Raw genomic sequence first — 16060 nt, 5'->3', positions numbered from 1 at the left:
ATGGGGCAAGGCGCCAAGCCTTGCCCCGCTCATCCGTTCAGGTGCCGCTGCGGATCTGGCTGAGCGTACGCGCCGGCGTGATCGCCTCGGGGTCAAGGCGCACCTCGATGATCGCGGGCTTGCCGCTGGCGCGGGCGCGTTCGAACGCGGGGCCGAAGTCCTCGGTGCGCGCCACCAGTTCGCCATGCCCGCCATAGGCTTGGGCGAAGGCCACGAAGTCGGGGTTCACCAGATCGGTTCCGCTGACACGGCCGGGGTAGTCGCGTTCCTGGTGCATACGGATCGTGCCATAGATGCCGTTGTTTACCAGAACAGTAATCAGCGGCAGGCCGTAGCGCACGGCGGTGATGAATTCCTGCCCGTGCATCATGAAGCAACCATCCCCCGCGAAGCAGATCACCTCGCGCTCGGGGAAGAGCTTCTTCGCCGCAACGGCGGCAGGCAGCCCATAGCCCATCGACCCCGAGGTCGGCGCCGCCTGCGTGTTGAACCGCCGGAAGCGGTGGTAGCGATGCACCCAGGTCGCGTAATTGCCCGCGCCATTGGTGAAGATCGCATCGGGGGCGGTGTTGGCCTCGATCCACTCCATGATCGGACCCATCTGCACATCGCCGGGGCCGGTTTTCGGGGGCGTGGACCAAGACACGTAGCCGTCATGCATCCGCGCGGTGCGCTCGGGCCAGACCGGCGCGACTGCGGGTTCTAGCACCGCAAGGGCCGCGCAAAACGCATCGGGCGCCGCGCAGATCGGCAGGTCGGCACGGTAAACGCGGCCAAGTTCATCCGGGTCGGGATAGACATGAACCAGCTTCTGCGTGGGGTAGGGCACCTCGATCAGCGTATAGCGCGACGATGGTATCTCGGACATTCGTGCGCCGATCAGGATCAGCAGGTCGGATTGCTTGATCTCCTCGGCCAGCGCCGGATTGATACCTATGCCGACATCGCCCGCGTAGTTCGGATGGAGGTGATCAAACAGCATCTGGCGCCGGAACGAACACCCGACCGGAAGTTGGAAACGTTCCGCAAAGCGCGTGATCTCGGCCACGGCGGCGTCGTTCCAACGGGTGCCGCCAAGGATCACCATCGGGCGCTTGGCCTGCGAGAGCGCCTCGCCCAGTGCCTCGATCTGCTGCGGGCCGGGATGGGCCGCGACGGGCATGTAGGGCCGCGCCTCGGGCGCCTCGACCAGATCGTCGAGCATGTCTTCGGGCAGTGTCAGCACAACCGGACCGGGCCGCCCCGAGGTCGCCACCGCGAAGGCGCGGGTCACGAATTCCGGGATGCGGCGGGCGTCGTCGATCTCGCCCACCCATTTGGCGAATTCGGTGAAGGCGCGGCGGTATTCGACCTCCTGGAAGGCCTCGCGCTCGCGCGCCGGGCGTTGGACCTGACCGATAAACAGGATCATCGGGATCGCATCCTGATGGGCGATATGCAGCCCCGCGCTTGCGTTCGTCGCGCCCGGCCCGCGCGTCACCATGCAGATGCCGGGCTGCCCGGTCAGACGGCCCCAGCAATCGGCCATCATCGCCGCGCCGCCTTCCTGACGGCAGATCATGACGTCGATCCCGCTGTCATAAAGCGCGTCGAGCACGGCCAGATAGCTCTCGCCGGGCACACAGCTGATCTGTTTCACGCCATTCGCCTTCAGCGCCTCGACGATCAGTTGGCCACCTGTCTTCATCGTATTCCTCCGGACCTTCGGGCTCTGCACGGCCCTGTTTCGCGATTCCTATACCCTACGAACCGTATCAGCCAGCCCGGCGCTGTTGCGCGGGCGACTCGCTTGACGCGCCTGATCGCCTCTCACGCCGGAGTGAATTGACCGGAGCGACACATCGGCGCATCTGTGGTCAACCGATACAAAAATAATCTCGGGCAGTTTGATATGGCACAATCAGTATTTCATAACCCCTCCGGGGGGCTGGATTTCCTTGGGATGCGGCAGGGGCGTCGCGGCGGCGTCGAGATCATCTATGACGACGGGGTCGCACGGCGCATGGTCTGGCGGGTTCAGGGCCGGGTAAGCGAGAACCAGCTGGGCGAGGCGCTGTCGCGCGCGGCGCGGCAGGTCAAGGTCGTGCCCGCGCTTTATGCCGAGCTGCGCAAACGCGCGATCGTGGTTGAGGCCGTTCTGGGCTAACACGCTCTATCAGAACAAAAAAGAGGCCGGGCTAAGCCCGGCCAAGGAAGAGGACCCGACAGGGGACTGCGGCTCCTGAAACCTTAAAAGGTGCGGCGCGCTTCGGCATTGGCCTGCACTGTGTCCAGCCCGATGTCTCGCAGCAGATGCTGGTCAAGCCGGGCAAGCGCCGCGCGGGTCTGGCGCATCTCCAGCCACTTGGCGACACGCGCGCGCAGGCCAACGCGCTTGGCGCGAAGCGGGGCGATGTGACGAAGCGATTGGCTCAGCATGGTGCACCTTTTCGTATTGATACAATTCTGTCATCTGGGTTATGATGACCATACAAAAGGCATACAATCGCATCCAGAGAAACATTGTGACTGATACAAATTGGGCTCCCGCCCTTACGCATCAATCTGGCCCGAAATATCTCTCGCTGGTGCGGGCACTGCGCGAAGGTGTGCGGCGGGGCGATCTTGCGCCCGGAGTGCGCTTGCCGACCGTGCGCAATCTGGCTTGGAAACTTGGGGTTACGCCGGGAACTGTCGCGCGTGCCTATCAGATCGCGACCCAGGAAGGGCTGCTTGAGGCGGCCGTCGGTCGTGGTACATTTGTATCGACACAATCGCGCCGCCTCGGCCCGACCGAGCCGCTCTACCGCCAGCCGCTGACCGATCCGAGCGATGATGACGGTGTGGTTGATCTTCGCTCGCCGCAGCTCCCCGACGTTGGCCAGACCGAGGCCCTGGCGTCAGCCATGGCAGAGGCTGCACAGGAGCTCGGCCGCCAGTATCTCGAATACCCCGGCCTGCGCCGTGACCAGTATTGCCGCGAGGCCGCGCTGGAGTGGTTCTCGGGCTATACGATCTCTTCGTTGATCACCGCAGATGACCTTGTCCTGACCCATGGCGGGCAGAACGGCATCAACATTGTCATGCAGTGCTGCTTGCGGGGCGACCGTCCGGTCGTGCTGTGCGAGGAACTCGCCTATCCCGGCTTTCGCCATGCCGCGCGTCTCAACCGGGCCGAGGTCGTCTCGATCGCCCTTGACGAGGAAGGTATGATCCCCGAGGCGCTCGACGCCGCCTGTCGCAAGCACGGTGGCCAGATCGTTTGCATCACCCCCGACGCACAGAACCCGACGACGGCCCGGATGGGCAGCGCCCGGCGCAACGCCATCGCCGAGATTGCCCGTAAACACGACCTGCAGATCATCGAAGACGATTGCTACACCGCGCCCGTCTCGGGGCTGGAAAGCCTGCGCGTGATCGCCCCTGAGCGGTCATGGCATGTGACCTCGCTCTCCAAGACGATCTCGGCCGGGATGCGTTTCGGCATCGTGGTAGCGCCCGAGGGCATGGGCGAAGCCGGACGCCTCACCGCGCAGCACAGCTATTTCGGCCTGCCGCGCCCGGTCACCGATATCGTCACGCGCCTCTTCACCTCGGGCGAAGCCATGCGCTTGCGCCACGCGGCGCAAGATGTCATGAGCCGCCGCCTGCAAATGGTGGTGCAGGCCTTCGGCGATCAGGATGTTTCCTGGCAGCCCGGTCTCAGCTTCGTCTGGCTCCGGTTGCCGCTTGGCTGGCGCGCCTCCACCTTCGCCCGCGAGGCCGAGGCCGAGGGCGTCCTGCTGCGCTCGGCCGACGAATACGTACTGCAAGATGGCCACGCCCCGAATGCCGTGCGCATCGCCATGGCGGGCGGTGTGCCCGAGGAACGCTTCCAACGCGCGATCCGCCGCCTCGTGCGGCTCCTCGAAAACCCGCCCGGTGACCTGCCGATCTAACGGAAAACCCCGCGCCGTTCGAGTGCGGGGCTAAGATTGCTCTGCCTTCAATGTGGCCGAAATATCCCGGGGGTGCGGGGGCAGCGCCCCCGCTCCGCAGCGGTTTACTCGGCGCGCGAGGCGCGCTTGCGCTCATGCGGGTCAAGGTGGCGCTTGCGCAGACGCACGATTTTCGGCGTCACTTCAACCAGCTCGTCGTCGTTGATATAGGCAATCGCCTCTTCGAGGCTCATGCGCACCGGCGGGGTCAGGCGCACGGCTTCGTCCGTGCCCGAGGCGCGCACGTTGGTCAGCTTCTTGCCCTTGAGCGGGTTGACCTCAAGATCGTTGTCGCGCGAATGCTCGCCAATGATCATGCCGGTATAGACCTGCTCCTGCGCGCCGATGAACAGCTTGCCGCGCTCTTCGAGGTTCCACAGCGCATAGGCCACCGAAACGCCGTTCTCCATCGAGATCAGCACGCCCTGGCGACGGCCCTGGATCGCACCCTTGTAGGGCGCCCAGTTGTGGAAGATGCGGTTCAGCACGCCGTTGCCGCGCGTGTCGGTCATGAACTCGCCCTGGTAGCCGATCAGGCCGCGCGAAGGCACATGGGCGACGATACGGGTCTTACCATGGCCGGCGGGGCGCATCTCAACCAGATCACCCTTGCGGTTGCCGGTCAGCTTCTCGATGACAACGCCCGAGTATTCGTCATCCACATCGACGATCACCTCTTCGATGGGCTCCATGCGCTCGCCGTTCTCTTCGCGGAAGATCACGCGCGGGCGCGAGATCGACAGCTCGAAACCCTCGCGGCGCATGTTCTCGATCAGAACGCCCATCTGCAATTCGCCGCGGCCCGAGACGACGAAGGCATCGCCGCCGGGGGTGTCCTCGACGCGGATCGCGACGTTGGTTTCGGCCTCTTTCATCAGGCGTTCGCGGATGACGCGCGACTGGACCTTGTTGCCGTCACGGCCAGCCAGCGGGCTGTCGTTGATGCCGAAGGTGACCGAGATGGTCGGCGGGTCGATCGGCTGTGCGGGGATCGCGGTGTCCACGTCCAGCGCGCAAAGCGTATCCGCCACGGTGGCCTTGGTCATGCCCGCGATGGTGACGATGTCGCCGGCTTCCGCCACGTCGATGGGCTGCTGCGTCAGGCCGCGGAAGGCGAGGATCTTGGTGCAGCGGAACTGCTCGATCCGCTCGCCAGTGCGCGACAGTGCCTTGAGCGCATCACCCACGCGCAGGCGGCCCGCCTCGACACGGCCGGTCAGGATGCGGCCGATGAACGGGTCGGCCGAAAGCGTGGTGGCGAGCATCTGGAAGGGCTCGTCGGCACGGAATTCCTGCTTGGGCGGCTCGACATGCTTCAGGATCAGGTCGAACAGCGCCGAGAGATCCTTGCGCGGGCCGTCCAGTTCGAGATCGGCCCAGCCACCGATGCCCGAGGCATAGACATGCGGGAAATCGAGCTGCTCGTCATTGGCGCCGAGGTTGGCGAACAGGTCAAAGACCTCGTTCAGCGCGTTTTCCGGGTCGGCGGCGGGCTTGTCCACCTTGTTCAGCACGACGATCGGCTTGAGGCCAAGCGCCAGCGCCTTCGAGGTCACGAATTTGGTCTGCGGCATCGGGCCTTCGGCGGCATCGACCAGCAGGCAGACACCATCGACCATCGACAGGATGCGCTCCACCTCGCCGCCGAAATCGGCGTGGCCGGGGGTGTCAACGATGTTGATGCGGGTGCCTTTCCACTCGACCGAGGTCGCCTTGGCGAGAATGGTGATGCCGCGTTCACGCTCGATATCGTTGCTGTCCATCGCGCGCTCGGCCACGGCCTGGTTTTCGCGGAAAGCGCCGGATTGTTTCAGAAGCTGGTCAACCAGCGTCGTCTTGCCGTGGTCAACGTGTGCGATGATCGCAATGTTGCGAATGTCCATTTCGTCCGCCTGTTCGTGGTTTGGGGCGGCCATAGAGGAAATTGGTCGCCAGCGCCAGCCCGAAGCGCCGCTTAGTGCGTAGAGGAGTTGGAAAACAGGTTTATGACGACAATTCCGGCAATGATCAGGCCGATGCCGAACGTTGCGGCAAGGTCCAGTTTCTGTCCGAACAGGACCCAACCGGACAGCGCGATCAGCACCATCCCGATGCCAGACCAGAGCGCATAGGTTACCCCAAGCGGCAGCACCTTCAGCACCAGCGTGAAGAACCAGAACGCCGCCCCGAAACCGACGATCACCCCAACCGATGGCCAGAAGCGCGTGAACTGCTGGCTGGCCTGCAGGCAGGAGGAGCCGAATGTCTCGAACACGACCGCAATCAGGAGATACAGGTAGGTCTGCATCAGGTCACGATATACCAGTCGCGGCGGTGATTGAAAGCGATCACGAAGTTCAGGATCACCGCGCCGAGCAGGGACCACAGAACCCGGTCGATGGGCAGGATCCACAGCGCGACCGCAAACAGCACAAGGTCATGCGCCAGCTGCGTCCAGCCTGCCTTGAAGCCGAATTTATCCTGCAAGATCACGGCGACGATGGACACTCCGCCGAGGCTGCCCGAGTGACGGAATAGGCCAAGCAACCCGACTCCCGCGCTGACACCGAACATCACTGCGGAGATGCCGGGATGGATCGAGCCCACGGCGAAAAGCGGCTTGAGCGCCTCGGCAAGCAGTGACACAAGCGTCACCGTCGTCAGACTTTTCAGGCAGAAGGCCGCACCACGTGCCCAATAGGCAAAGCCGTAGAAGGGGATGTTGATCACGAAGAAGACGAGGCTGAAGCTCCAGCCCGTCAGGTAAGAGATGATCAGCGCCAGACCCGCCGTGCCGCCAGTGACCAGCCCGGCCGCGCGCAGCAGGTGAATGCCCAAGGCAGCCTGGGCCGATGCGATGATCAGGCCCTGGATATCCTCGAAGAGGGAGTAGTGTTTTTCGGCATTAAGGTCAGCAATCATGACCCAATAATGCCGCAAAGCCTTTGGCGCGTCCATTGCTGCGCGCGCATGGCGGGAATGCGTCGGCGTCAGAGGGCGATGTAGCGGTCGCGGCGGTGGTTGAGCGCGATGACTATGTTCAGCACCAGTGCGCCAAGCGCAGACCAGGCGACGGTCTGCCAGTCGCGCAGGGTCAGCGCGATGGCGAAGACGCACAGATCGAACAGCAGTTGCGTCCAGCCCGCCCGGAATCCGGTCTTGTCCTGCAAATACAGTGCGAGAATGCCGATGCCGCCGAGGCTTGCACCGTGTCGGAACAGCGCAAGCAAGGCCGATCCGGAGACAAAGCCGATGAGAATAGCGCCCACGGCCGGGTGCAGGCTCTGGAACGAGATATACTGCGGCAACACCATCGTCAGCGCCGAGAGCAGCGCAACCGCCAGGAAGGTCTTGAGAACGAAGGCCCCGCCAAGCCGCCGATACCCGAACCAGTAGAAGGGCAGGTTGATCACGAAGAACACCGGACCAAAGTCCCAACCGGTCGCGTAGGACACGAGAATCGCGAGTCCCGCGGTCTGGCCCGTGACGAAACCCAGATGGGTCAGCATCAGCACGCCAAATGCCGCCATGAGGCTGCCAAAGGCGATGCCTTGCGCATCGTCTAGCGGGGTGTGTCGGGCGGGGTTTTCGGCGATGATCTCGGTCATGGCGCTTTCTGTCACGCGGCACGAGGGGCGGCAAGAGGCTGTGGCGCGTCCGCAACGCAAGCCGTGCCTTGATCGGATGTGCAGGTTTTGGGTTTGCCGCGACTCGGTGAGCCGTGGTTTCTGGCGCCATCCGGCTAATTCAGACAGGAGGGCGGAACATGACTTCGTACGTTTACGCCCAAGCAGCCGGCTGGCATCGCGCAGGGGCAACTGCCACCCGCACCGGAGCACGCCGACAGGCCTGATCCGTCGCCCGGACCCCAAGGGGTCCATGTCTGAACCCTCCACCGGACCTCATGGCTGATCCCGACGCGGCGTGCGCTGTGTCATGGCTCGTCCCGGTCCGGTTTCTTCACCACAAACCAGAGGCCGGGGGCGTTTGCGCGCATTCCGGAAATCACATGACCAGACTGACCCATCATGCCGGGCCCGTGCCCGCATCCTCCATCGAAGCCGCAATCGCACTCCACGGTGCGCGGCGCGTTCTGATCGCGGCCCTGCTTGCCGCGCTGCGGCCGCGTGCGGCGCGCCCGCTGGCCGCCAACTTCGTCGATCTCGACGATCACATGCGCCGCGACATCGGCCTGCCGCCGAAATCCACAGCGCCCCCAAGGCCACACTGGGACCATTGCGGCTGGTAGGTGTATGCAACCGGAGGGGCCGGATGAGTTCCGGCCCCTCCCTCAGGCACATGCCTTGATGAGCGGAATGAGTGGAACTGTTCGGCTCGGCGCAAGAGGAAAGAAGTCATTGGTTATCAATAGGATGTCTTGGCCATAGAGCGACAATACCTTGTTCTCATGGGTGATTTGCGACCACGAGGTCTCATCGCGCCGATCGAGCAGGATGGTGAAGATGTCGCCGGAGTTATTGGTGTATTGGACAACAATGCTCTTCCAGCCGCCGGGCATATCCCGGAAATCAATCGGAATTTCATCCGGATTCGTTCGCGGCAGCGCATAGAAAGCGGCCCTAATGCACTCCTTGGTCGTTTCAGGCGGCTTTGCGGTAGGAATTGAGAAGGTCGGCGGCTGTGGTTCGTGCCTTGGAGTGTCTTCGGCAACGCAGGCCGTCATGCCAACTATGAGCGAAGCGAATAATACGACGCGTTTCAGAGGCATCTGGATCTCCTCAAGGCTGCGGAGTTGCTAAAATTATACCGCTGTAGTTCAAGTTCGCATAGAAAAAGCCCGCGCAGGGAGAGCGCGGGCCTAGTAATACTGATCGCGGATTTGGTTAGCCGATCAGGGCCTTGTTCAGGTATTCGTCGATCTTTTCAAGGAAGCCCATCGTGGTCAGCCATTTCTGATCGGGACCGACCAGCAGCGCCAGATCCTTGGTCATGAAGCCATCCTCGACCGCCTGCACGGTGACCTTCTCGAGCGTCTCGGCGAAGCGCATCAGTTGGGCGTTGTTGTCCAGCTTGGCGCGATGCTTGAGGCCGCCCGACCAGGCGTAGATCGAGGCGATGGAGTTGGTCGAGGTCTGCTTGCCTGCTTGATGCTGGCGATAGTGACGGGTGACGGTGCCGTGGGCGGCCTCGGCCTCGACCGTCTTGCCATCGGGCGTCATCAGGACCGAGGTCATCAGCCCGAGCGAACCGAAGCCCTGCGCGACGGTATCCGACTGCACATCGCCATCGTAGTTCTTGCAGGCCCAGACGTAGCCGCCCGACCATTTCAGCGCCGAGGCGACCATGTCATCGATCAGGCGATGCTCATACCAGATCCCGGCGGCCTTGAACTTCTCTTCGAACTCTTCCTCATAGACCTTCTGGAACAGGTCCTTGAAGCGGCCGTCATAGGCCTTGAGGATGGTGTTCTTGGTCGAGAGATACACGGGCCAGCCGAGGTTGAGGCCGTAGTTCAGCGAGGCGCGCGCGAAGTCGAGGATCGAGTCGTCGAGGTTATACATGCCCATATAGACGCCCGAGGAGGGGGCCTCATAGACCTCTTTCTCGATCACGGTGCCGTCCTCGCCGACGAATTTCATCGTCAGCTTGCCCTTGCCGGGGAAGCGGAAATCGGTGGCCTTGTACTGGTCGCCGAAGGCGTGGCGGCCAACGACAATCGGCTTGGTCCAGCCGGGCACAAGACGCGGCACGTTGCGGCAGATGATCGGCTGGCGGAAGATCACGCCGCCCAGGATATTGCGGATCGTGCCGTTGGGCGATTTCCACATCTTCTTGAGGCCGAATTCCTCAACGCGGGCCTCGTCAGGCGTGATCGTAGCGCATTTCACGCCGACACCGTGTTCCTTGATCGCCAATGCGGCGTCGATGGTGATCTGGTCCTCGGTGCGGTCACGCTCTTCGATGCCCAGATCGTAATAGAGCAGGTCGAGGTCGAGGTAGGGCAGGATCAGTTTCTTCTTGATGAAGTCCCAGATGATCCGGGTCATCTCGTCGCCGTCGAGTTCGACGACGGGGTTTTCAACCTTGATCTTCGTCATGACTTGCTCCGCGCATGAATAAGTGATGCGCGGCTCATACCCCATTCCGAAGGAAAAGGCCATAGTCGGTATGCATTGGTATACCGAAAATTATTTCAGCGACCGCGAAGCGTGAACCAGGGGCGGATGCGGTCCTGCACCCAGTCCCAGACCGCAGGCAATCCGCGGGACACTTTGGCGCCCACGCGGGATTCAAGCTGCGCCCAGTTGACGTTGTATTCCAGCCAACTGCCGCCGCCGCCTTCGAGGTTCAGCATCACGGGCTGCACCCGGTCGAGGCTTTTTGCAAAGATCGCAGTGGGGGTTTGGGCGGCCTCAAACTCGCGCCAGGTCGCTTCAAGATCGGCACGCAAGTCGTTGGGAAGAAGCCCGAAAAGACGCGCGGCGGCGGCCGATTCCGCCGCCTGGATATCGGCCGATCCATGGGCTGTGCCGTCTGAGGAATGGATCGGCACATCGCCCACGTCGATCTCGACCAGATCGTGCAGCAAAAGCATCCGGATCGCACGGTTCACGTCAACGCCGGGGCCAGCCTGATCGGCCAGCACCAGCGCGTAAAGCGCAAGCGTCCAGCTATGCTCGGCCGAGTTCTCCCGGCGCGAGTTATCCGCAAGCGGGGTGGCTCGATAGACGGATTTGAGCTTCTCGGCCTCCAGCAGAAAGGCGAATTGCCGCGAGAGGCGCTCGGTCATCTAGTGCCCCTCGGCGTCGCGCGGCGCGGCGGGGGCCTTCCCGCCCTCGCGCCGGGCGCGGATCGTCTCGTCAAGGAACTTGCGCGCGCGCTGTTCGGACAGGCGCAGGCGGCACGAGGTGTTGAAAGCCTCTTGCAGCGAGGGCGAGGAGGTGCCGATGACCTTGCTCATTTCCATGTAAAGCCGGTCATCGTCGAACTCCTTCATGGCCGCCATCACGTCGGCGGCCAGCGCATCGGCCAATTCGTCGAGCAGAGCCATCAGCGCGAGCCCTCGGTCAGGCGGCGCTTCACATAGCCCTGAACCGAGTCGATCATCGGTTTCATATGTGCTTCGTCGTCCTTGAAGAAGTGATCGGCGCCCTCGATTTCCTCGTGGGTGATGGTGATGCCCTTCTGCTCGCGCAGCTTGGAAACCAGCGTATGCGTGTCCTTCGGCGGCGCCACGCGGTCGGCGGTGCCGTTGATGATCAGGCCCGACGAGGGGCAGGGCGCGAGGAAGCTGAAGTCATACATGTTCGCGGGCGGCGCGACCGAGATGAAACCGGTGATCTCGGGGCGGCGCATCAGCAGCTGCATCCCGATCCAGGCGCCGAACGAGAACCCGGCGACCCAGCAATGCTTCGAATTCGGGTTCATCGCCTGCAGGTAATCGAGCGCCGAGGCCGCATCCGACAGCTCGCCGATACCCTGGTCATACTCGCCCTGGCTGCGGCCCACGCCCCGGAAGTTGAAGCGCAGCACGGTGAAGCCGATTTTGTGGAAGGCGTAGTGCAGGTTATAGACGACGCGGTTGTTCATCGTGCCGCCGAACTGCGGATCGGGGTGCAGGATGATCGCGATCGGGGCGTCCGGCATGGGCTGCGGATGGTAGCGGCCCTCGAGGCGTCCTTCGGGACCGGGGAAAATGACTTCGGGCATCGGCTCTCGCTGCTTTATTCTCTGGGCCCAGGGGTGCGACGGTGCGTATGCTTGACGCTTTCGCTCAGACACCCTAGGACGGGGCAATCCCCGGCGGGATGCCGGGAATATGGGTGGAATTGAGTTAAGCGGCCCAAGGCGCGGCGTCAATGCTTTGCCCCGCATTTGCAATGCGAACGGGCGCTTGGGGGAGGCGGCGATGAAACTTTCGACCAAAGGACGCTATGCGATGGTGGCGTTGGTGGATCTGGCGATGGCCGGTCCCGATGCGATGACCTCGCTGGCGGCGATCTCGAAGCGTCAGGATATCTCCTTGCCCTATCTCGAACAGCTGTTCGTGCGCCTGCGCCGCGCGGGGCTGGTGGAGTCGGTGCGCGGCCCCGGCGGTGGCTATCGTCTGGCCCGTACCCCCGAGGAAATTCGCGTCTCCGAGATTTTCGAGGCCGTTGATGAGACGGTTAGTGCGCTGCATGTGGGGGCGGGCGCCTCGGGCGGTATTTCGGGTTCGCGCGCGCAGTCGCTGTCGAACCGGCTGTGGGAGAGCCTGAGCGCGCAGGTTTTCGTCTTCCTGCATCAGACCACGCTGGCGGATGTGACGAAGAACGCACTGAAACCCTGCCCGGCGGTGCCGTCGCTGTTTTCGGTCGTGGACGAGTGACGGGCGCTTGAGGGACATCGGATGAACCCGCGCGTCTATCTGGACTGGAATGCGACCGCTCCGCTGCGCCCCGAGGCGCGCGCGGCGATGATCGCGGCGATGGACGTGGTGGGGAACCCGTCCTCGGTCCATGCCGAGGGGCGCGCGGCCAAAACGCTGATGGAACGCGCCCGCGCCCAGGTGGCGGCAGCTTTGGGCGCCGAGGGGCAGGACATCATCTTTACCTCCGGCGCGACCGAGGCGGCCTCGCTCGCGCTGGCCGAGCACGGCTATTCCTGCGCGGCGATCGAGCATGACGCGGTCGCGGCCTGGTGCGCGGCGGATCTGGCGGTGGACGGGTTCGGCCGGGTCTCTGTGCCCGATCCCGCGCGTGCAACGCTTCAACTCGCCAATTCCGAAACCGGCGTCATCCAGCAACTGCCCGAGGGGCTGGCGGTCAGCGACCTGACGCAGGCCTTTGGCAAGATCCCCTTTGCCTTCAACTGGCTTGGAGTGACGGCGGGGCTGATCTCGGCCCACAAGCTGGGTGGCCCCAAGGGTATCGGCGCGCTGGTCGTGCGGCGCGGCACCGATATCGCGGCGCAGTTGCGCGGCGGCGGGCAGGAAATGGGCCGCCGTGCGGGCACCGAGAACCTGATCGGAATCGCGGGCTTCGGTGCAGCCGCCGAGGCCGCCGCGCGCGATCTGGCGGTGGGTGTTTGGGATGAAGTTGCCAAAATTAGAAATATTCTAAAAAATGCTCTGGAAGAGAGCGGTGAGACGCTCTATTTTCCGGGTTGGGAGACATCGGGAGATCATTCGGGGGACGGAGGCCTGGGGCCTACGATCCTTCCTAATACGCTTTCGATTGTCAGTCCCGGCTGGAAGGGCGAGACACAGGTGATGCGGCTGGACCTGATGGGGTTTGGCGTGTCGGCTGGCTCGGCCTGTTCCTCGGGCAAGGTCCGCGCGAGCAAGGTTTTGCGCGCGATGGGCTGGTCCGAGGATCTGGCGGCATCCGCGTTGCGGGTCTCGCTCGGGCCGGGGGTTACGAAGGATGAGGTTCTGCGCTTTGCCGAGGCTTTCGGCGCGGCACTTAAAAAACATCGCGCAAGAGTCTGACGCGGAAAGGAAATGGCTTTGGAACAGGAACTGGACGTCCGCGAGGGCGTGGATCGTGAAACGGTCGAGACCGTCCAGAACATGGGCTCCTACAAATATGGTTGGGAGACCGAGATCGAAATGGAATATGCCCCCAAAGGCATTTCCGAAGAGATCGTTCGCCTGATCTCGGCCAAGAACGATGAGCCCGAATGGATGCTGGAATGGCGTCTTCAGGCCTACCGCCGTTGGGTGACCATGGTCGAGCCGAAATGGGCGATGCTGCATTACCCCGAGATCGACTATCAGGATCTTTACTACTATGCCCGTCCCAAGAGCATGGAGAAGAAGCCCAAGTCGCTCGACGAGGTCGATCCCAAGCTGCTGGCCACTTACGAAAAGCTGGGCATCCCGCTTAAGGAACAGCTGATCCTTGCCGGCGTCGAGGGCGCCGAGAATTTCGTCGAGGGTGAGCGTCAGGTTGCCGTCGATGCGGTCTTCGACTCGGTCTCGGTCGGCACCACCTTCAAGGCCAAGCTGGCCGAGGCGGGGGTGATCTTCTGCTCGATCTCCGAGGCGATCAAAGAACACCCGGAACTGGTCAAGAAATACCTCGGCTCGGTCGTGCCGCAGTCGGATAACTTCTTCGCCACGCTGAACTCGGCCGTGTTCTCTGATGGCTCGTTCGTCTACATCCCGCCGGGCACCCGCTGCCCGATGGAGCTGTCGACCTATTTCCGCATCAACGCCGAGAACACCGGGCAGTTCGAGCGCACGCTGATCGTGGCCGACAAGGGGTCGTATGTCAGCTACCTCGAAGGCTGCACCGCGCCCAAGCGCGATACCGCGCAGCTGCACGCGGCCGTCGTCGAGATCGTCATTCTCGAGGATGCCGAGGTCAAATATTCGACCGTCCAGAACTGGTTCCCTGGCGACGAGGAAGGCAAGGGCGGCATCTATAACTTTGTCACCAAGCGCGCCGATTGCCGTGGCGACCGCGCCAAGGTGATGTGGACCCAGGTCGAGACCGGCTCGGCCATCACCTGGAAATACCCGTCCTGCATCCTGCGCGGCGACGATACCTCGGGCGAGTTCTACTCGATCGCCATTGCCAACAACTACCAGCAGGCCGACACGGGCACCAAGATGATCCATCTTGGCAAGAACTCGAAATCGCGCATCGTGTCCAAGGGGATCTCGGCGGGGCAGGCGCAGAACACCTACCGCGGGCTGGTGACGATGCACCCCAAGGCCAAGAACTCGCGCAACTATACGCAGTGCGACAGCCTGCTGATCGGCGACAAATGCGGGGCGCACACCGTTCCCTATATCGAGGTCAAGAATAACTCGAGCCGGGTCGAGCACGAGGCGACAACCAGCAAGGTCGATGACGATCAGCTGTTCTATTGCCGCGCGCGTGGCATGGACGAGGAAGAGGCCGTCGCGCTTGTCGTGAACGGTTTTTGCCGCGAGGTGCTGCAAGCCCTGCCGATGGAATTTGCCATGGAGGCGCAGAGCCTAGTGGCGATTTCGCTTGAAGGCAGCGTCGGCTGATCGACGCTGTCTTGCCAATCTTGGGCGCCTGAAACTGCCGGGAACTCGATTTGAAAACCATCGCCGCCATACGAACGAACCACTGGGGCGAAGACGCCGAGCGCGTCTTCGCCCAGCTGGCGCCCGTATGGGGTAAGCGGTGTCAGGATCGGGCTGTCGAACCCCCGGTTTACCAGATCTTGGCAAGAGAAATTGCGAACTATCCAAGGCAACCCGCGGGCGATGGACAGAGGATGGGCAGCCTGCTGTCCATGGTTGCGCCGAGTCGCACAACCCGTTGTCACAGCAGCGTTCTTTCATCCTGTTCGGGATTGATTGTTGCCGCATCGGATACTGATCGTCACGGCTCGGGCGCCCCCTTGCCGCAATTCGGGCGCAATCGCGTGGTTTCTTTGAGCAAACAAGGAACTGGGGGCGAAGCGCAGCATGTCTGTGTCAACGACGACGTTTGCCGAGCGACTGAAGCGTATCGAGGAAGGCCGCGAGAACGCGAAGGGCAATATCATCCTGCACGTGGGCGACAACGAGATGCGTGTGCGCTCGCTCGAGGAAGTGCGCCGCCCGTCGCGCGTGCGCGAGCTGCTGCAGGGCGCACTCTACTCGCTGAACCTTGTCTGGGCCTTCCTGATCGGGTTGTTCGCAGTGGCCTTCGTGGTCGCGTTGCAGGCGCATATGTTCACGCTCCCGCAGACAGCGTCGGAGATGTTCGGCGACGGGCAGATCATCCTCTCGATGGCTCTGGGGACGTCCTTTGCCTATGTGCTGCGCTGGATCTTGCGTCTGCGCGGCCGCAGCCTGAACGTCGTGCAACTGGTCGCAGTGGGCTTCGCGGTATGCTCGCTGCACAATCTCGCATTCTGGATGCCCGAGCTGTCGGCGGTTCTCTTCACCCCGAAATGGGTGGAGATGTATCAGGCATCAGCCGCCCCCGATACCTTCGTCTTCCGCGGCACGGTGATCGGCTTCGGCGTCTGAACGACGCGCCGCTTCGTGCGGCGCGGCACTACGCCACTTTGGAACGAATTGCTCAGCTGCCTTGCCATGGTTCGCGCGGAGCCAGATTGACCATTGGGTGCTTCAGCACAGCTATTTTCCGAAATGCAAATGCGAAAAACACACGCCCAGACCCGGAGCGTGTACTCCGACTTGACGCGCGCTACGT

Annotated in this window: 18 protein-coding genes; 7 read left to right on the top strand and 11 right to left on the bottom strand. The window is 62.9% G+C overall.

Annotation, left to right across the window (positions count from 1 at the left end; all coding sequences use genetic code 11):
- Window positions 1-37: 37 nt before the first annotated feature.
- Window positions 38-1687, bottom strand: coding sequence for a thiamine pyrophosphate-binding protein (locus LZA78_RS02340; RefSeq protein ID WP_233675334.1), 1650 nt, complete (start codon window positions 1685-1687; stop codon window positions 38-40).
- A 204-nt stretch (window positions 1688-1891) separates the two neighbouring features.
- Here LZA78_RS02340 and LZA78_RS02335 point away from each other — a divergent pair, with 204 nt between their 5' ends.
- Window positions 1892-2146 (top strand): hypothetical protein, encoded by a 255-nt coding sequence (locus LZA78_RS02335; protein WP_233675333.1) that lies wholly within the window; start codon window positions 1892-1894, stop codon window positions 2144-2146.
- A gap of 83 nt (window positions 2147-2229) precedes the next feature.
- Here the strand turns inward: LZA78_RS02335 and LZA78_RS02330 are convergent, their stop codons facing one another.
- Window positions 2230-2418 (bottom strand): DUF1127 domain-containing protein, encoded by a 189-nt coding sequence (locus tag LZA78_RS02330; protein ID WP_233675332.1) that lies wholly within the window; start codon window positions 2416-2418, stop codon window positions 2230-2232.
- 86 nt (window positions 2419-2504) lie between these two features.
- Between LZA78_RS02330 and LZA78_RS02325 the strand changes: the two genes are divergently transcribed.
- Window positions 2505-3917, top strand: a complete 1413-nt coding sequence (locus LZA78_RS02325; protein WP_233675331.1) for an aminotransferase-like domain-containing protein — start codon at window positions 2505-2507, stop codon at window positions 3915-3917.
- 104 nt (window positions 3918-4021) lie between these two features.
- On the opposite strand, the gene typA is transcribed toward LZA78_RS02325, so the two are convergent.
- The 4 genes from typA to LZA78_RS02305 all read right to left on the bottom strand — a co-directional run bounded on the left by typA (window position 4022) and on the right by LZA78_RS02305 (window position 7543).
- On the bottom strand, window positions 4022-5839 hold the full coding sequence (gene typA / locus LZA78_RS02320) for a translational GTPase TypA (protein ID WP_233675330.1): 1818 nt from the start codon (window positions 5837-5839) through the stop codon (window positions 4022-4024).
- A gap of 71 nt (window positions 5840-5910) precedes the next feature.
- Window positions 5911-6243: a DMT family transporter gene (locus LZA78_RS02315; protein WP_233675329.1), complete on the bottom strand. Its 333-nt coding sequence runs from the start codon at window positions 6241-6243 to the stop codon at window positions 5911-5913.
- Entirely contained in the window at window positions 6243-6857 is a 615-nt protein-coding gene (locus tag LZA78_RS02310; RefSeq protein ID WP_233675328.1) for a YitT family protein, read from the bottom strand. Before LZA78_RS02310 ends, LZA78_RS02315 begins: the two co-directional genes overlap by 1 nt.
- Before the next feature lie 68 nt (window positions 6858-6925).
- Window positions 6926-7543 carry a YitT family protein gene (locus tag LZA78_RS02305; protein ID WP_233675327.1) on the bottom strand — a complete coding sequence of 206 codons (618 nt, stop codon included), beginning with the start codon at window positions 7541-7543 and terminating at the stop codon, window positions 6926-6928.
- A gap of 401 nt (window positions 7544-7944) precedes the next feature.
- Here LZA78_RS02305 and LZA78_RS02300 point away from each other — a divergent pair, with 401 nt between their 5' ends.
- The gene (locus LZA78_RS02300) at window positions 7945-8184 is read left to right on the top strand and encodes a hypothetical protein (RefSeq protein WP_233675326.1); all 240 of its coding nucleotides are present in this window, start codon (window positions 7945-7947) and stop codon (window positions 8182-8184) included.
- Between the two features lie 42 nt (window positions 8185-8226).
- On the opposite strand, the gene LZA78_RS02295 is transcribed toward LZA78_RS02300, so the two are convergent.
- The 5 genes from LZA78_RS02295 to LZA78_RS02275 all read right to left on the bottom strand — a co-directional run bounded on the left by LZA78_RS02295 (window position 8227) and on the right by LZA78_RS02275 (window position 11606).
- Window positions 8227-8664, bottom strand: coding sequence for a hypothetical protein (locus tag LZA78_RS02295; RefSeq protein WP_233675325.1), 438 nt, complete (start codon window positions 8662-8664; stop codon window positions 8227-8229).
- 115 nt (window positions 8665-8779) lie between these two features.
- Complete coding sequence (locus tag LZA78_RS02290; RefSeq protein ID WP_233675324.1) at window positions 8780-9994, bottom strand: NADP-dependent isocitrate dehydrogenase; 1215 nt, start codon at window positions 9992-9994, stop codon at window positions 8780-8782.
- Window positions 9995-10089: 95 nt separating this feature from the next.
- A complete protein-coding gene (locus LZA78_RS02285; protein WP_233675323.1) occupies window positions 10090-10686 on the bottom strand; it encodes an HD domain-containing protein in 597 nt (198 codons plus the stop codon).
- On the bottom strand, window positions 10687-10947 hold the full coding sequence (locus LZA78_RS02280; protein ID WP_233675322.1) for a hypothetical protein: 261 nt from the start codon (window positions 10945-10947) through the stop codon (window positions 10687-10689). It abuts the gene before it with no gap.
- Window positions 10947-11606, bottom strand: a complete 660-nt coding sequence (locus LZA78_RS02275) for an alpha/beta hydrolase (RefSeq protein WP_233675321.1) — start codon at window positions 11604-11606, stop codon at window positions 10947-10949. Before LZA78_RS02275 ends, LZA78_RS02280 begins: the two co-directional genes overlap by 1 nt.
- Before the next feature lie 199 nt (window positions 11607-11805).
- On the opposite strand from LZA78_RS02275, the gene iscR reads away from it, so the two are divergent.
- The 4 genes from iscR (at window position 11806) to LZA78_RS02255 (ending at window position 15873) form a co-directional block, all read left to right on the top strand.
- Window positions 11806-12264, top strand: coding sequence for a Fe-S cluster assembly transcriptional regulator IscR (gene iscR, locus LZA78_RS02270; protein WP_233675320.1), 459 nt, complete (start codon window positions 11806-11808; stop codon window positions 12262-12264).
- Between the two features lie 21 nt (window positions 12265-12285).
- Window positions 12286-13365 carry a cysteine desulfurase family protein gene (locus tag LZA78_RS02265; protein WP_233675319.1) on the top strand — a complete coding sequence of 360 codons (1080 nt, stop codon included), beginning with the start codon at window positions 12286-12288 and terminating at the stop codon, window positions 13363-13365.
- Between the two features lie 12 nt (window positions 13366-13377).
- Entirely contained in the window at window positions 13378-14898 is a 1521-nt protein-coding gene (gene sufB, locus LZA78_RS02260) for a Fe-S cluster assembly protein SufB (protein ID WP_233675318.1), read from the top strand.
- Window positions 14899-15324: 426 nt separating this feature from the next.
- Window positions 15325-15873 carry a hypothetical protein gene (locus tag LZA78_RS02255; RefSeq protein WP_233675317.1) on the top strand — a complete coding sequence of 183 codons (549 nt, stop codon included), beginning with the start codon at window positions 15325-15327 and terminating at the stop codon, window positions 15871-15873.
- The last annotated feature ends 187 nt before the right edge of the window (window positions 15874-16060 follow it).

It is taken from the genome of Rhodobacter flavimaris (assembly GCF_021378075.1).
GTDB classification, from domain to species: Bacteria; Pseudomonadota; Alphaproteobacteria; order Rhodobacterales; family Rhodobacteraceae; genus Rhodobacter; species Rhodobacter flavimaris.
Note: the sequence above shows the minus strand (reverse complement) of the source record. Positions and strands in the feature narration are given on the sequence as shown.

Coding starts and splice junctions, on each gene's coding strand:
- LZA78_RS02340 (WP_233675334.1), bottom strand. CDS start 1,687: ATGAAGACAGGTGGCCAACTGATCGTCGAGGCGCTGAAGGCGAATGGC.
- LZA78_RS02335 (WP_233675333.1), top strand. CDS start 1,892: ATGGCACAATCAGTATTTCATAACCCCTCCGGGGGGCTGGATTTCCTT.
- LZA78_RS02330 (WP_233675332.1), bottom strand. CDS start 2,418: ATGCTGAGCCAATCGCTTCGTCACATCGCCCCGCTTCGCGCCAAGCGC.
- typA (WP_233675330.1), bottom strand. CDS start 5,839: ATGGACATTCGCAACATTGCGATCATCGCACACGTTGACCACGGCAAG.
- LZA78_RS02315 (WP_233675329.1), bottom strand. CDS start 6,243: ATGCAGACCTACCTGTATCTCCTGATTGCGGTCGTGTTCGAGACATTC.
- LZA78_RS02310 (WP_233675328.1), bottom strand. CDS start 6,857: ATGATTGCTGACCTTAATGCCGAAAAACACTACTCCCTCTTCGAGGAT.
- LZA78_RS02305 (WP_233675327.1), bottom strand. CDS start 7,543: ATGACCGAGATCATCGCCGAAAACCCCGCCCGACACACCCCGCTAGAC.
- LZA78_RS02300 (WP_233675326.1), top strand. CDS start 7,945: ATGACCAGACTGACCCATCATGCCGGGCCCGTGCCCGCATCCTCCATC.
- LZA78_RS02295 (WP_233675325.1), bottom strand. CDS start 8,664: ATGCCTCTGAAACGCGTCGTATTATTCGCTTCGCTCATAGTTGGCATG.
- LZA78_RS02290 (WP_233675324.1), bottom strand. CDS start 9,994: ATGACGAAGATCAAGGTTGAAAACCCCGTCGTCGAACTCGACGGCGAC.
- LZA78_RS02285 (WP_233675323.1), bottom strand. CDS start 10,686: ATGACCGAGCGCCTCTCGCGGCAATTCGCCTTTCTGCTGGAGGCCGAG.
- LZA78_RS02280 (WP_233675322.1), bottom strand. CDS start 10,947: ATGGCTCTGCTCGACGAATTGGCCGATGCGCTGGCCGCCGACGTGATG.
- LZA78_RS02275 (WP_233675321.1), bottom strand. CDS start 11,606: ATGCCCGAAGTCATTTTCCCCGGTCCCGAAGGACGCCTCGAGGGCCGC.
- iscR (WP_233675320.1), top strand. CDS start 11,806: ATGAAACTTTCGACCAAAGGACGCTATGCGATGGTGGCGTTGGTGGAT.
- LZA78_RS02265 (WP_233675319.1), top strand. CDS start 12,286: ATGAACCCGCGCGTCTATCTGGACTGGAATGCGACCGCTCCGCTGCGC.
- sufB (WP_233675318.1), top strand. CDS start 13,378: ATGGCTTTGGAACAGGAACTGGACGTCCGCGAGGGCGTGGATCGTGAA.
- LZA78_RS02255 (WP_233675317.1), top strand. CDS start 15,325: ATGTCTGTGTCAACGACGACGTTTGCCGAGCGACTGAAGCGTATCGAG.